Below are 15,142 nucleotides of genomic sequence, written 5' to 3' on the forward strand. Positions count from 1 at the left end.
TCCGGCTGGTTTACCGACCCGTTGGGTTGCAGGCGGTGCACGCGTATGGCAAGCCGGGCTCAGCGAGGGCTGCGAAATGTCGCTTCGAAAAGAAATGACGATGCCTAGTACTGAGCAACGGGACCTTGCCGCCGTACCCGCGGCGACGCTGACAAAAATGCGTCGCCAGGGAGTGCTCTTCATTATCGGGCAACTCGACCTTGGGGGCACCGAAAGCCAACTGGTCATGCTCGCGAAGGAGCTGAAAAGACGAGGCTGGCGGGTGGAAGTGTTTTCGCTTTCAAAAGGCGGCGTCCTGGCCGAGTCCTTGAGCCGTGCCGGCGTAAACCTCGTATACGGACTTCACCGACAGAACCCCGCGCCCGCAGCGGCGGCGTCGGCGAAGCAGGCTGTCGAACCCACTAGTGCGCCAAAGACACGACCGAGCGTGAAGGCAATGCTCGTTCTTTCCGCTGCTGTCGCCTCCCTGGTCGCCCGCATTATCTTGTTACGGCCAACGGCGGTTCACGCGTTGCTGCCCCTGACCAATTTCCTGGGCGCAGTTGCAGGCCGGATCGCGTTTGCTCGCCTCGTGATCACTTCGCGACGCGGGCTGGGCTACCACCAGGAGCGATGGCCTCGGCTCAAACGAATGGACCGGATCGCAAACAGGCTTTCCCACGTGGTGGTGGYGAACTCTCATGCGGTCGCGGCCGATATGGCCGCCCGTGACGGCTACGATGTCCACGCGGTAAAGGTGATACCGAACGGCCTCGATCTAAGCCGCTTCGACGACATTGAAAATAGCCGGGCCGAGACCCGGCGGAAACTGGGTCTCAGCCCGGACGAAATCGGAATCGTGATCGTCGCTAACCTCATACCCTACAAGGGGCACAGAGATCTGATCCAGGCGTTAGCGCTCGCATCCGAAAGGCGCTCGGGCCTGCGGTTGTTCATGGCCGGACAGGATCGGGGCATCCGCGAGGCTCTGGAGGAGGAGGCCGCCCGGCTAGGCGTCGGATCGAAAGTGCAGGCTTTGGGAAGCCGGACCGATGTCCCGGCCCTGCTCGCGGGCATGGATGTCGGCGTGATCGCTTCCCACGAAGAGGGATTCTGCAATGCCTTGATGGAAAAGCTCGCTGCCGGCCTTCCAGTCGTCGCCACCAACGTCGGCGGGAATCCAGAGGCCGTGTCCGGCATGCCAGGATGTGTCCTGGTGGAGGCTCGTGACCCTGCCGATCTCGCTCGCGGGCTTCTTGCCGTTCTCGACCGAATGCCGGAGCCGCTGGCCGACCGGGAGTTTCGGCAGCGGACGATGCGGCAGCGCTATTYGATCGCAGCCATGGTCGACGATTATGAACGCCTCTATCTCGCGGGGGGATGAATGAGCGGGATCAGTCATGCTTCCCAGGATCGCTCCTTGAGTGCGGCGCATCGGTGGAGGCCGATCCTGGCGAACCTTTCCGCCGGGCTCTGCGCGCTCGCCGTGGTGCTCTACCAGTCGTGGTTTATGCCGTTCTTTCTGCCGTTCTTTACGGGCAGGGATGAATTCGCGAGGTTGGTTTTCCACGCCCTCTATGGCAGCGTCCTGATCGTTTCTTTCGCTGTCCTGGCGGTGCGTCGTGACGTGCGAAAGCCGATCGTGCCGCTTGYGATCGCCGCAGCGATGGCAGTCGCTCCGGTTGCGCTGCATCCRGTCGGGATCGTCGCCAAATGCTATCTGATCACCCTGTTTCTCGGTGGCGCAGCGATCGTGACGATGCTTGCCTCCTCCCCCGCAACTGTGTTGCGGCTGTCGGCGTCGGCCACTGCTCTCAGCGCTGTCATCTGCTTTCTGGATCTGTGCTTCGCCAACGGCTTCACCAACACTCCGGGCAGAGCTGCCGGGTTGGCGATCAACCCGAACGTCGCAGCGGCCGGCCTGCTGCTCGGCGCGGCAGCCAGCTACGGCGCGGTTACGCAAAAATGGCGTGCGAGCTTTCTTGTTCTTGTGGGGGYGGCACTGCTGGCCACTCTTTCCCGCTCGACGCTTCTCRCCGCCTTTGCCGCCGTCGCGGCCCCTGTTGCGGTTCGCCTTTGGCAGCGATTTCGYGATGGGCGGCAATTCCAGATCGACCTTCGTGATTGGGCACGCGCGACCGCTGTCGCATTCGCGCTCCTCGTAGCGATTGGCATTGCCTCGCTCACCAACAACTATTTCCGCGTTGCCGTGGGAGAGTCCCTCGGAGGGGTCCTCTCCCTGAACAGGGCGCTCAATGAAGCGTCGGCGGCCGTCGACGCTCCGCTCACAGCCGCATCCCCACCCAGGCCCGGCACTCTACCGCCGACGACTCCAGCGGCTTCGTTCCACGCCGACCTCCCTGGCAACGCCGTCAACGCACCTTCTTCACTGCAGCCGGAAGCAAGGACGTTGGAAAGCGGGGGGCCAGCTTCTCCTAAAGCTCCGTCGGACACTGGCGCGATGCCAGTTCCGGCATCCAACGCGATGCCCTCATCGGCATCCTTATCCAATTCGGGCCAATCTCAGAGCGCTAACAAGATGCAGGCACTCGGCCAGCGTCTCACGGATGAAGGCGTAAGAAATTCGATCTCGGCACGTGCTCTCTTTCTGGAACGCGGCTTGCTCGCCTACAGGGAAGGGGGCTTCTTCGGCCGCGGCCTCGAAGAGGCGCAGGCTCTCGCGCCCCACAACAGTTTTGTCCTGTTCGCGATCGCCTTCGGTCACCTGGGATGGCTGGTTCCGATCGGTCTCGTCGGCTTCGCTTTCTGCTTTGTCCGCGATGCGAGAGATCTTCCACTTGGTATTGCCGTCCTGGGCGTCATGCTGACGTCGCATGACGTGTTGGTGACCCCGAGCCTCTTTCTGCCCGTCGCGCTGGGGATCGGCGGCATGCTCGCCGCGAAGGTGGAGTCGGCTCAAAACCAGGGAACGGCTTGGAGCTTTGCTGCGGGAACCATCGGGGGCGCAGCGCTCTTCGCGGCGGRCTGCGTCGCCATACTCGTCCTCGCACCGCAGCTGTCTGGGGGGCGATTGCAGAACGAGGCTATGTTCACCTCCAGAGGCGGATACGGGGCCCGCCTTCCGGCGCCAAGCTTTCCGGGCCTGTTCCAGTTTGACGACCTTCCTGCTTCGCAACCATCCTATCTACGCGAGGACGGGACGCCGCTCCGGCGAGTGAATTGGTCTGCGCGCTCGTGGCCTGCCGCCCGGCAGGGCGAGTATACGTTTCGCCAAYGCGACGCGGTGCTCTTCRCYGCCACGGACTCAAGCGATCCGCGCCAAAACGGGCGAACCTACGAGGTCGCCGTCCCCCTTGCGGTCAGCGCGCTCTTTTTCATCGTTCTGGGGACGATCCTGGCCTGGTCGATCGCGACGGCAGCTGCGTGTCGAGGGTATCTGCCGCGCACAGATTGATTTACCGACCCACTGCTCTTCATCGCGACGCCACGGCTAGATCGTCCCGCAGCTTTCCGATGATTTTCGGCACGATCAACCTTGCGCCGAAGACCGACAGGTGGTGGTCGTCGACGTAGAGGCTATGTCCTGCGCTGTCCGTCGCGCGGCACTTCGTCGTGGAGCAGATGGTTTGCACAGGGTCGACCAGCTGAAAGCTGGAATGGCTCGCGAAGGCCCGAAACGCAGCCTCGAAGTCGATATGCTCCGAGAGCGACGGCACCGGGCATGGCAACGAGAAATACTCAGGCCTCACGTCGCAGATCAGGTTGGTGTTTGGAGCGTGCCCGATCAGGATGACCGGACCGCGGAAATCGGCATAGAGCTTCGCGATGTCCTTGAGCATCATCGGAAACAGCTTGCCCAGGTCAGGAGTGTCGACAGCCACGCCGTCAGTCTTCCGCTCAAGCAGGTTGCGGTATCCGGGCCACCGCTGGGCTTGCACGATGGCGGAGATCCCTCCCGCTCTCAGCCAGCGAGCGGCTTGATCAGTCGCCACGCGGCAATGTTGCGTGACCGCGCCGTTGGTCCGGGTCWGAAGATCCGCTCCGAAATAGCAGTTGCCCGCTTGCGCCAACAGGAAATGAAAGTCCTTCCCACCAAGCTCTTCCAGAGCGCGCGTGTAGTGGTCGACGTGCGAGTCCCCGACAACGAGGATTTTCCTTGGGCTATTGAGATTTCCGAATTCGCAGAAGTCCGGGCAGCCCAGTGAACCGGTGATCGCTTTCAATGCCACGCTATCGGCCAGTTCTGTTCCTGCGGCAACCGATGGCACACGCCAGGGCAGGCCATCCCGCATCGACCAGCTGACCAGCGCGAAGCAGACAATGCCTGCCAAGGCAAGTCTGGGAGGCGAGACGAATCCGCGGCCGGCCCGGTAGGGCTGTTCAACCAGGTGAAACATCAAGACGGCCAGGGCGAACGCCAGGAAACCGGCAAGCATCGTTTCCGTTGGCGACAGCGGCCGAAGCAGGGCGTACTCGCAAAATACGATCATGGGCCAATGGACGAGGTAGAGCGAATAGCTGATGCGTCCGATGTAGGCTGTCGGATTGTTGCGTAAGACAAGGCCTACCCATCGCGAGCGATYGGCATGCAGCACCATCGCTGCGCCCATGGTCGGGGGAAGCACGTTCCAGGCCGGGGGTGCCGCACCGCCATCGAGAAAGAAGATGCCACCCCCGATGAGAGCCAGCCCCAGCAAGGCGAGAAACTCGTGAGCTATGACGGAGACGGGCTTCCGGAGCCAGACCAGCGTCGCTCCGCAAGCGAACTCGAAAACGCGAAAGGGCGTGTTGTAAAAGACGGTGGCGCGGCCGTCCGCAATCCAGTCCGCCGCCCGCGTCCCTGAAAGCAGCCAAAATGACCCGTCCTGGAACGCCAGGATAAGGCAGAGGCCTGAGATCGCCATGGCCAGAACAGGCCAGAACAAGCGCCGCCGGAAGACGATCCAAAGAAGCGTCAGCAGCAGCGGCCACACGAGGTAGAACTGCCACTCCACGCTAAGCGACCAGGTATGAAGGAGCGGTTTGATGCGCGCACCGAGATCGAAATAGCCGGACTCGCGCCAGAAGAGGATATTTGAAACGCCGAACGTAGCGGCCAGCAAAGACCCAGCGAAGCTCTCCATATGCTGAGGCGCAAACAGAAGAAACGCGGCGACGCTCGAGACCGCCAGCGTCATGAAAAAGGCTGGCAGTAGCCGCCGCGCCCGGCGCGAATAGAACTGAGCGAGGCTAAAACAGCCCGCTTCGATCTCGGCTGCCACGATCTGGGTGATCAGGAAGCCGCTGATGACGAAAAAGACGTCGACGCCGGCGAAGCCGCCGGTGAACCCTGAGATTCTCAGATGGAAGAAAAGCACAGCCAGGACGGCGAGAGCTCTAAGCCCGTCTACGTCCGCCCGGTGAACGATTGGTGCGATCGCTGTGGCTCCTCGAGGCAACGGCTGCGGGCCAGCCGGCACCTCATCCGATCGAGAAGCCGTGTCCATCCTCAAGGCTGGACCGCCACTGCCATTGTTGCCGTGCCGTTCCTCATCGTCATCAATTGCTGCGATGYGCCGCCAAAAGCTTCGGGTTGACGGTCTCTGACATCCGGAGCTGGCCTCCGTCGGCGGCAAGAGCCGGGAAGAAACCGATCATTCTTGCGAGCTCGCCGTCTGTGACGGGTCCAAGATTCCTGCGAATGTGCGATGCATCGCGATAGATGAACTCGCCGTTGACGTAGGTGGTGCAATGTCTGTTCGGGCACATGCCATTCACCGGATCCAGGAAGAATACCCGGTCCTTCCTGGCCAGGGATCCGAGCGCCGCGACCGTCGGCGCCCATATCTTCAGTATTCTTTCGCTATCCATCTCCGTTGAACAACGCCGCAAAATCTTGGTTTCCCGCATCGCTGCACACGAGGTGAGATCCAGACCCGGCCCCGGAACCTGGCCGACAATCCCGATTCGTCGATGATGCGTGGTGAWCTCCGCGACGAGGCTTTGCAAACCGTCGCGCAGCAACAGCACTTTGTCGGCGTTGCGCCCATCGTCAGCTCGGACATCGGTGGTGGCAAGGCTGGTCCAGGCGGATGACAGCACGACAATGTCGACGTCCGTGCGCCGACCCAGCATGCCGACCGCCGCCTGCCGGGACGATGCACAGATTTCCTGATAGCGGGGCTGCCCAGGGTAGGCGCGGTTGACGCCCTTCCCAAAAGCCGCCGGGCAAGCCCGGTACAGGAAGAAAGCGGTGTCTTCCCGCTGTCCGACGACGTCCAGCAGCGGCGCAAGATGCTCTGCATGACTGTCGCCCCAAAGCATGCCGCGGTGCTTCGCTTTATCCCAGGGCGCGCCAAAGGCGCAAAACGTGCTGCCCAGTTCGGGTATCCTGACCATCTGCGGACAAGGCCAATCCCACATGACTTCGAGACTGCGCAGGGCCTCAACCTCTTTCGGAATCCTGCTGGTAAACCCACCGGCTTCGGAGATTGAATTGCCGCTTAGACCGACCATCAGCGCTGCGGCGGCGCCGGCAGTGACGCTTCTCATCGGCGGTGCCCGCCAACTGCGCACAGGTTCTTCGACAAATCGCCAGGAGAGATAGGCCGTCAGAAAGCTGCCTGCGATCAGGACCGATGCCTCCGCGGCTGTCGGATTCGCGGTGCCCGCGTAGTGACGGAAGAAGACCAGAATCGGCCAATGCCACAGGTAGAGGCTGTAGGAAATCTTTCCCGTCAGGCGGAGCGGAGCGGTCGAAAGGAATCGCGACACGAACGAGCGCGAATGCGGCCAGACCAGAACGGCAGCGCCTGCCACTGGAATGACTGCGTTGGCTCCGGGAAACGGCTGGTCCGGCGACAGCCAGACCGCGCTGGCGGCTATGAGACCAAGGCCGGCCAGGCCGAAAACCTCCGAAGCACGCCGGCGCAGAGGCGGCAGAAATACGAGCAGGCCACCCACGGCCAGCTCCCAGGCTCGGCTGAACGGGACGTAGAATGCCTGCTTTGGATCGACCGTGACGAGGTGAAGGGCGGTCAGGAAGCTGAGCAGCGCGACGAGGCAGATCGCTGTGACGGGCGCCGACTGGCTGCCGCGTGCGAGCCTGTTCGCAAACAGCATCAAAGCGGGCCACAGGAGGTAGAACTGCTCTTCCACGCCCAGCGACCAAAGATGCAGAAGGGGCAGCAGCGTCGCGTCGCGGTCGAAATAGCCGGTGTTCCAGAGGAAATAATAGTTTCCCACGCCGCCAGCCGAAAAAGCAGCGCTGCGCCCCAGGCTGGCATAGTCGCCGGGGAGCAGCAGAAACCAGCCCGCAACCAGCGAAAAGCAAATCATGGCCAGCAAAGCCGGGAGAATTCGCCGCATGCGGCGGCCATAGAATTCAACTATCGACAGCTCGCTGCCTTTGGCGAGCAGCAGCCGGGTGATCAGGTAGCCCGAGATCACAAAGAAGATGTCGACGCCAATGAATCCGCCGGGGAAGCCCGGCGTGCCGAAATGAAAAAGGATTACGGCGATCACCGCAATTGCGCGCAAGCCGTCGATGTCGGGCCTATAGTCAGACTCCACCACGTCCCCCTGCGGCGCTCCGCTTCACGTCGTAACCTGACTAAACCGCCCGAGTCGAGGGGTCGCTCGCATTATCGCAGCCCGCCGTGTGATTCCCCACAGATAAATCCATATATTACCAATAGATAATGCAGTGCCGAACTATGAGAAACGTGGGAACAGCCACAATTGTTTTTCCTGTAAGAACCCGCACAGGAGCGCGGAAACCTCGCATCAGCTATATCCATACGGGCAGGGGCATGCGGCTCGGGGTAACGCGGGCGGCATCATTGTCCGTCGACATCCCGATGACTGCTAAAACTCTGTTGGCCGCTAGAAAAACAAGTTGTTTACGGTGTCCTTGACTGTATAGAAGGGCGTGGCCCATGCGGAGCGAGGACAGGGCCATACTGGAGGGCGGCACGATGGACAGCCATAGCGCGGACATGGTTGAATTCGGCCCGCGGACGCATGTCTTGGTGACAGGCGGCGCGGGGTTTCTCGGATCGGCACTGGTCGATCTCTTGCTTGCGCGCCACTGCAGCGTAACGGTGATCGACGATCTTTCGAACGGCCTGCTCAGCAATCTGCCCGTGGGCGATCCCCGGCTGACCGTTCGCGCTTTCAGGGTTGGCGATCCGGCGTTCAACGCGGCGGTTCGGGACGAGGTTGGGCAGGCAGACGCCGTGTTCCACCTTGCGAGCCCGATCGGGGTTCAGCGCGCCCACAAGGAACGTTTTGCCGTTACCAGCGGCATTCTCGAGTCCGGATGTTCGATTGTCGAGGCATGCCGGCTGCACAGGCGCCCCCTTCTCTATACGTCGAGTTCGGAAGTCTACGGCTCAGGACGTGACCGTCCCATCACCGAGTCCGACCCTGTGATGACAGATATTCGACCTCGATGGGGCTATGCGGCCGCCAAGGCAGCGGTCGAGCATCTGGTCGCCGGCCTGCTTTTCGATTTCGGCATCCCTGCCTGGATTGTTCGACCATTCAACATGGCTGGGCCGCGGCAGCGTTCGGCGACAGGTCTCGTTTTGCCAGTTTTTGTCAACGCCGCCTTACGGGGCGAGCCCCTAGTGGTCCACGACGACGGCGAGCAGAGGAGGGCATTCCTGCATGTGGCCGACGCCGCCGAGGGATTGCTCTTGGTTATGCAATGTCGCTCGCTGCAGGGGCGGCCTGTAAATCTGGGAGGYAGCGAAGCGGTTCAGATCGGAAAACTCGCGAGGATGGTCGTTGAAGCCACCGAGACGGACGCGCCGATCGTCATGAAGCCATCCAGCGCGGTCTATGGGGACAGGTTCGCTRCAACGTATGACCGCGTTCCGGATACAGGTCTATTAACCGCCATGACAGGATGGCGTGCGCTGCGAAGCACGAAGCAGACGATCATGGATTGCATCGAGCACATGCGTACCGAACGAGCGATGGCTTGACGCTTGGTTCATTGGTCCCGTTCATCGGGGCGCTGCTCCTCGCTATTCCCTGCGTTTGGCTGTTCGCTTTTCTTGCCAAGCGCATCGGGGCGGTCTCGAAGGTGAAGGTCGACCGTTGGCATACATCAGGCGAGGTTCCGCGTCTTGCGGGACCTGCGCTGCTGATAGCCATGTCACCGTGGCTTCCGGTCAGCCATATCATCCTGCTGGCCCTTTTTTGCCTGCTCGGCGCTCTCGATGATGTCAGGTCGCTTTCCGCAGGTTCCAAGGCGGCGGCGCTGGCGGCGGGAGCTATACTTGCCGGGGTCATGACAGGTGTGTGGTGGCTACCGATCGTCGTCTGGGTATCCTGCAATGCGGTCAATATGCTCGATCACGCCGATGGCCTCGCTGCCGGCGCGGCCGCAGCCGCGTTCTTCGGCCTCGGTGGTGATGTCGGAATGGCCGGCGCTGGTGCCTGCATGGGCTTTCTCTGCTTCAACTATCCGCCTGCGCGTATCTTCATGGGCGATAGTGGCAGCCTTCTGCTCGGCGCAGCGATTATCCTTCTCGCGTCAGAAAGAGGGCCAGGCTCTTCACTGGCGTGGATTGCAGTTCCATTGATCGATGCGGCATTCGTAATTATCCGCCGCCTGCGCGAGCGACGGCGGCCGTGGATCGGCGGCACGGACCATCTTGGTCATGCTCTGTTGCGGATCGGTGTGGGCAGCAAGGCTTTGCCTATCCTGTATGCGGCAATGGCCTTAGCCCTTGGGCTCGTGTTTACTGTCTGGCAGAATCCTTAGCTCGCGGATGAGATGCGAAGCTGGGTTTACATCGGATCCTGGCACAACTCCGCTATTGTCATCTGGTCGGCGGAATCTGCCGTCCGCTCTCTGCCCCTTCCGACAGTTTTCGCGCGGAACGGTCGGCAGCTTTGCGCCTGATTGCGGTCGTCAAAGCTGCTTCCTTCAATGTCTACAACAGACATTGCCTATAATGCATCCGAGAGGCGGTCTACCATTTTGAGCATGCGCGTCGGCCTACGTTTTTGCGCTCGCGGTTCACAACCGAACTGGCGGTGATGATCATGTTGGCGGGGTGCTCGGCGGGTGACCGCGGCGCGAGGCGCCCGCAATAGCCATTGATTTGGTCCAAGCCGGCAGTCGTCAGGGCGGGCTATAGCCGCGCCTTGAAGTCGTCGCGAATCTGCTTTCGCAAATGGGCCATTGCGTCCTCGGGTCACCGGGGGACGATGGCGGCTAGCGGTATGAGGCTGAGGGTTGGGTGGACGGAATCGGTCATAGGGGTACGCGAAATGAAGCTCTATCGATTCTTGGGTGCCGAGTACGGAATGCGCTCAATCTTGGAACGCCGGATCAGGATCGGGCGAATCGAAGAGCTCAACGACGACTTTGAATTCATCGGCGTGGCGCTGTCTGAAAAGGCCGATCGGATCGCACTGCGAGAAATGCGCCGGCACCTAAGCGTCAAGAACGGCGTGATCTGCATGAGCAAAGACTGGGACARCCCCCTCATGTGGGCGCACTACGCCGACAGCCATAAGGGCATGGTCCTCGGCTTCGACGTGCCCAAAAAGGCATTCTATGAAGTCGACTATGTGAAAAAGCGTCCGACGCTTACAGACATGGGCCTCARCATTCTGGATGAAATCACCCCCGAAGACATCAAGCGTCTAATCCGGACCAAGGCCGATGGGTGGGCCTATGAGCAAGAATATCGCGCCTACGTCGCGCTCAACAACGGCGTCGAGATCAATGGTGAGATGCACTATTTCGTGCCCTTCTCGGAGAACATGAAGCTGCGCGAGGTGGTCGTGGGCTCACGCTACAAAGGCACGYGGACCGAAATGGTGGCGGCCGTCAACGATCCGAGCGTCGACGTCTACATGGCGCGCGGATCGTTCGAGGAATTCAAGGTGGTGCGACAGAACCAAGAGAGCATGTGGCCCTGACAATTACGGCTTGGGCGGCGCAGCTTTGGTGTCGCTGGTTAGGGCGGCGATGGTGTTGTTCAACCGACGCAGCAGATCGTCRTATGTTATGATGTCCATCATGTTCGCATACTTCCTCTTGATGACCTCGAAGTCGAGGAGTTGGCCACCAGTCATATCGGTGCCGCCGATTTGATCGCGACCGACGATGATGATGGCTTTCGGGTTTGAAATCCGAATCGACATTCCCTTGGGCAATTCACCCGCATGCCTCGCCGAGAGCGTCTTCTCGCCTTTGACGCCCCATTTCGAGGGGTGGAACAGGTATTTCTCGGCTTGCATGATGCTGCCGCTCAACTCCGAGGTAGGGATGCTGTTGCCGCGATACTCCGATTTCCGAAGGATCTTGTCTTCGAAAGGCTTCTTAACCTCGATGACGTCGAGGTTCCCGTTCGCATCGACCAGGGCGATGTCGATGTAGCGAGACGTCTTCCTGTCCGGGTCCGTGTAGTAGTCGTTGATGGTGACGTTCTCGAGCACCTTGATATACTTTGGGAACAGAAGYAGCAGGAACGACATCATCAGCGACTGCCATTCGCCTTCGGACAGATCGGCCTTTGTGTCCAATGCGTCTTTGATGAGGTCGGGGATGAGAATGTACTTCTCGACTTCCTGCTTCTTCAGGAACTCGAGATCGAGCCTAGACGTGCCATCCTTCATCTTTTTGTTGAGGTAGTCTTCATAGCGCCCACGCGCGTCCATCATCCCTTCCAGATGGGCCGATAGCACTGTGTGGACCCGAGCTTCGGCGTAGCGATCTACTTCGTAGGAATTCGGGAATTTATCCAGCAGCTCTTCAAACACGGAGAATGGGATAACGTCCTTGCGGGTGCCGCCGATGACGATGGGGTTCTTGTGATCGACCAGGTACGCAAGGCGGCCGAAGATAGAGATGTTCCGCTCGGCGGCGAACAGGCTGCGCTTGAACTTGGTAGTGATTGGAAGCAGCACATCGTTGTCGATACCCAGGATGCGCCCCGGGATTCGCACGTATTCGTCCTCGAACGTGCCGAACGCGAAATGGTAGTCGTAGTCATCGGGAACCCTATCCGTTCCTGCGGGTGGGTTCGTCAGGTCCGCACGGTCGAAGTAGAAGACGCTGGAAACGTTGCATGATCCCGAGGTCGTCAACTCCTCCCAGACCCAGTTGTTGTTGTTGAAGTCCGCTCGATACTCGAACTCGAGACCGGTAGTGGTTTGTCTGAATCTTATCATTTGCCCCCCCCACTTTAAGGGGCGCACCCTAGTTCACGGTTCAGCAGTTTGCCAAACGCCTAGGCGTTCTCGCGCTCGAGGCCGGCGAAGTCGTGCTCTGGCTTCACGTCTTGGCTGGGGCGCAAAACCGATATTGCGTCGCGAGAAGGAATGGCAACTCTCGGGCAATAGCGAACTGGCCCAGAGTGACCGACATCGGGTCGCCTGTAGAACGGCAGATCCTCGCAAATCCCAGCCGAAACCTGCCAGGCCCATAACGGCCCCATCTCGGTCGTTGTCGGGCAACCGTTGAGATCGAGCTTCTGCGCATTTTTGGCGTTTGCCATCGACGGAACCCTCAGATTTGGGAAATGTTTTCCCGCGCCTCAAAGCGGGTCGAATACATTGTCAAGAATCCGCCGGGCCGTGTCCGGTGTTCCGATCAAAGTGCCTTCTTTCCGGAATTTCCAAAGTGCTGCTGGCGGTATCGATTGCCGTGTCGGCGTAGATTTTCATTTTCGCAGCTGCTCCTCGAGATTCGATGTCCGGACCGGCTTTTAGCGARCCTTTCATAAGCCTGTCCTACTGCTTCGTTGGTTCTCGGGACTTGGACACGAGAAATGGATCGACCTATTGCCGCCGATTCGTGGCAGGAAATACGCCTTCAGGTTCTCGAGCGTGACCACTACCGCTGCGTCTCATGCTCGACCGTGACTAGGTTCGAGAGATCGTCCGTTCCACCCATCGATCTGGGCAACAGGTGATGGGCATCCGTCTTGGCCGATGTGACGAACTACATTGGTCTCCCTACGGGCGTGAAGCGAGAACGGAATCCAGTCGACATCGCGCTCTCACCCATTGCTCCTTCTCGGGGAACAGCATGGCAAGCAGCGACATGATCTGCTTATAGATCTCGCTCGGATTTCTCTTAATCATGTCCTCGTGATGGGAGAGGCGGTTGCGCACCGTTTGCAGAGCGGTAGCCGACCCTTTCAGATCTTCGCGCTCTACGGAAGCAGGAAGGTRAGGGAATGTGCTCCGGAAATGCGAATTCCACAGGGGCCGTTTGTAGCGATTGTCGAGCATTCTGACCMAAAAGCCGAGTGTTAGCCCGGCGACAACGCGACCGTTGGTAATCGGATTCGCGCCACCTAATATCTTGGTCTCGGCCTCGCTAATCTTCGTTTGTGCGCCCGCATTTAGCGCAGCCTCGACTACGGGGTGCTCCCACCAAAAATCGCCATAAAGCTCCCGCAACTTGGAATTGMTCCGGTTCCGCAGCGCGACTTCGGCAGCCTGAATGGGCATGTATAGCGCCTCGCAAATCTGCGTGTTCCACAGATAGAAATCCAACGCGCGTTCTGGCTTATGATCTGCTCGGATCATGTACTCCCCCAGCCTCTCGGCGGAGATCACCTCCATGATTGCTGCAATTTCCTGTTCAGTCATTCCTGTTTCGCGTGCTGTTGATTTTAAGGCGGACTGGCGGTACATGGGAAATGAAGCTCACTGTGCGTCCCTGATTCAAACGCCTTTCGGGCACCCACAGAGCCCCCGGAAAGCCTCGTGCCTACCGGGGGTTTCGCGTTATATGCGCTTTCTTTTTTTGGCAAGCTAGGCGGCCGCTCGCGGCAAGGAAACCTCGAGAGACCGAAAGACACGCGGATCGTGGGTCGATGCCCTGTCGGCTGAAGGCTGTTCTGCAATAACCGGGGACACGTCCCGGCGAATGGCGACGGTCGAAGGCGGAGCCCCAGTAGGAGATTTCGGGCATGTCGAGCCCGCGTTGGATGCCCTGGCTCGCTTCTACCGGCGGACCGGCCAGCGCTGGGAAGTGCTCTATCTCCGCGAGCGCGACCGCTGCCAGGAGGCGGGCGAGGCCTTCGACTGGTCTGAGCTGCCCGTCGACCCGGGCACGCTATCTTAGAGTCTTCCGTTCGGAGCCGTCCTTTCGGGCGGCTCCTCCCCAAAATGCCGAGGCCAACGTGGCTTGACTTCCTGATCGGCTTTCACGTCCGCGTTTCCGCAGAGGTTGCCGGACGCCACCACATCCGGCAGGATGTCATGCACGTCGTCGAATAACGCAGTCCAGGAGATTATGACGATCCGGCGTGGGAGACAGCGCTGGCGGCGTTTGGTTGATTGATTTCGCCCTTTGCCGCCTTCCGCAATCTTTGCTACCAGCTTGTGCTTTCGGGCAAGGCGGGTACATKGGCATAGATAWAGAGGCAGACGGTTCGATAAGATTCAGTGGCGATCACGAACGTTTGTTGAACACCTCAATCGRCAAAAACCCAAGCGTGCGGGTGATTAAGGGTCTCAAGATTCAGAGCGTGTTTCGCCGGGTTCAAACTCCAGGCGACATCCGAGACGGAAACCCGTTTATCTACGCTCTGAAGGAGAAGAACGGATATAAAATTGCACGCAAGGAGCTATGGCGCTTTCGCGACAATTTTGCCGATATTTTAACGAGGGCGCTTCAGAACATTGATGCCGAAGTCGTAATTCCTATGCCATCTGGCCATAAGATTGCTTCGTATCTGGCGTGTCGTGTCTCAAGGAAACACGCAGGGACACCACCTGTGTTGCATGCGCTTCGCAAGCGCACAATCGGCGAGATGCTCAAGGTCTACGGAGACCATGTACCGCAAACTGRCAAAGGCAAGACGAAGGAATACAAAGCTCAAATCCGACGTTGGAGCAAGATGCCTCCCGGCACGCTCGTTTCGATGAAGGACGTTGACAACAAGGTTCGGAACTTTTTTCGCCCCCTTGCATTTGCCGAAGATGCTGGCGATCTGGCTGGAAGGCGCGTACTTCTTGTGGACGACCTTCTTTCGTCGGGATCCACCCTAAAGTGCGCCCAAGCCTTGGTCGAGGAGCGGAATGGAGTGAGCGTGTCTGCACTCTGTTTGTTAAGTGGTCTGCAGTAAGGTTCGCATTGACACGGGCATCGTTCTGTACCATGTTCAATGCACATTCGCCGAGAGGCGCGACCATGCGTATACCTCATGGTCGTTAAATATGAGGTCCAACGTCAGTTGGA

Annotated in this window: 10 protein-coding genes and 1 pseudogene; 7 read left to right on the forward strand and 4 right to left on the reverse strand. The window is 59.8% G+C overall.

Annotated features, from left to right (window positions below; genetic code table 11):
- Nucleotides 1-76 precede the first annotated feature (76 nt).
- Together LCM4576_RS23075 and LCM4576_RS23080 are read left to right on the forward strand one after the other, a co-directional pair.
- The gene (locus LCM4576_RS23075) at nucleotides 77-1,363 is read left to right on the forward strand and encodes a glycosyltransferase (protein WP_083361480.1); all 1,287 of its coding nucleotides are present in this window, start codon (nucleotides 77-79) and stop codon (nucleotides 1,361-1,363) included.
- A complete protein-coding gene (locus LCM4576_RS23080) occupies nucleotides 1,364-3,394 on the forward strand; it encodes a hypothetical protein (RefSeq protein WP_071034808.1) in 2,031 nt (676 codons plus the stop codon). It begins immediately after the preceding gene.
- 19 nt (nucleotides 3,395-3,413) lie between these two features.
- Here the strand turns inward: LCM4576_RS23080 and LCM4576_RS23085 are convergent, their stop codons facing one another.
- Both LCM4576_RS23085 and LCM4576_RS23090 read right to left on the reverse strand, forming a co-directional pair.
- Entirely contained in the window at nucleotides 3,414-5,426 is a 2,013-nt protein-coding gene (locus tag LCM4576_RS23085; protein WP_071034809.1) for an acyltransferase family protein, read from the reverse strand.
- A 52-nt stretch (nucleotides 5,427-5,478) separates the two neighbouring features.
- A complete protein-coding gene (locus LCM4576_RS23090) occupies nucleotides 5,479-7,491 on the reverse strand; it encodes an acyltransferase family protein (protein ID WP_157901229.1) in 2,013 nt (670 codons plus the stop codon).
- 404 nt (nucleotides 7,492-7,895) lie between these two features.
- Here LCM4576_RS23090 and LCM4576_RS23095 point away from each other — a divergent pair, with 404 nt between their 5' ends.
- From LCM4576_RS23095 to LCM4576_RS23105, 3 genes and pseudogenes are all read left to right on the forward strand, one after another.
- The gene (locus LCM4576_RS23095) at nucleotides 7,896-8,909 is read left to right on the forward strand and encodes an NAD-dependent epimerase/dehydratase family protein (protein WP_157901230.1); all 1,014 of its coding nucleotides are present in this window, start codon (nucleotides 7,896-7,898) and stop codon (nucleotides 8,907-8,909) included.
- 170 nt (nucleotides 8,910-9,079) lie between these two features.
- Nucleotides 9,080-9,451 (forward strand): annotated as a pseudogene (locus LCM4576_RS37780) (undecaprenyl/decaprenyl-phosphate alpha-N-acetylglucosaminyl 1-phosphate transferase); the annotation flags it as partial.
- Nucleotides 9,452-10,206: 755 nt separating this feature from the next.
- The gene (locus LCM4576_RS23105; RefSeq protein ID WP_071034813.1) at nucleotides 10,207-10,863 is read left to right on the forward strand and encodes a DUF2971 domain-containing protein; all 657 of its coding nucleotides are present in this window, start codon (nucleotides 10,207-10,209) and stop codon (nucleotides 10,861-10,863) included.
- Between the two features lie 3 nt (nucleotides 10,864-10,866).
- Here LCM4576_RS23105 and LCM4576_RS23110 read toward each other — a convergent pair whose 3' ends face one another.
- Nucleotides 10,867-12,117, reverse strand: coding sequence for a Shedu immune nuclease family protein (locus LCM4576_RS23110; RefSeq protein WP_071034839.1), 1,251 nt, complete (start codon nucleotides 12,115-12,117; stop codon nucleotides 10,867-10,869).
- 786 nt (nucleotides 12,118-12,903) lie between these two features.
- On the reverse strand, nucleotides 12,904-13,545 hold the full coding sequence (locus LCM4576_RS23115) for a hypothetical protein (protein WP_071034814.1): 642 nt from the start codon (nucleotides 13,543-13,545) through the stop codon (nucleotides 12,904-12,906).
- A gap of 280 nt (nucleotides 13,546-13,825) precedes the next feature.
- Here LCM4576_RS23115 and LCM4576_RS36370 point away from each other — a divergent pair, with 280 nt between their 5' ends.
- A complete protein-coding gene (locus tag LCM4576_RS36370; RefSeq protein ID WP_131803290.1) occupies nucleotides 13,826-14,023 on the forward strand; it encodes a hypothetical protein in 198 nt (65 codons plus the stop codon).
- A gap of 343 nt (nucleotides 14,024-14,366) precedes the next feature.
- Complete coding sequence (locus LCM4576_RS23120; protein WP_131803291.1) at nucleotides 14,367-15,029, forward strand: ComF family protein; 663 nt, start codon at nucleotides 14,367-14,369, stop codon at nucleotides 15,027-15,029.
- The last annotated feature ends 113 nt before the right edge of the window (nucleotides 15,030-15,142 follow it).

Origin of the sequence: Mesorhizobium sp. LCM 4576, assembly GCF_001854815.1 — a bacterium.
Taxonomy (GTDB): Bacteria; Pseudomonadota; Alphaproteobacteria; order Rhizobiales; family Rhizobiaceae; genus Mesorhizobium; species Mesorhizobium plurifarium.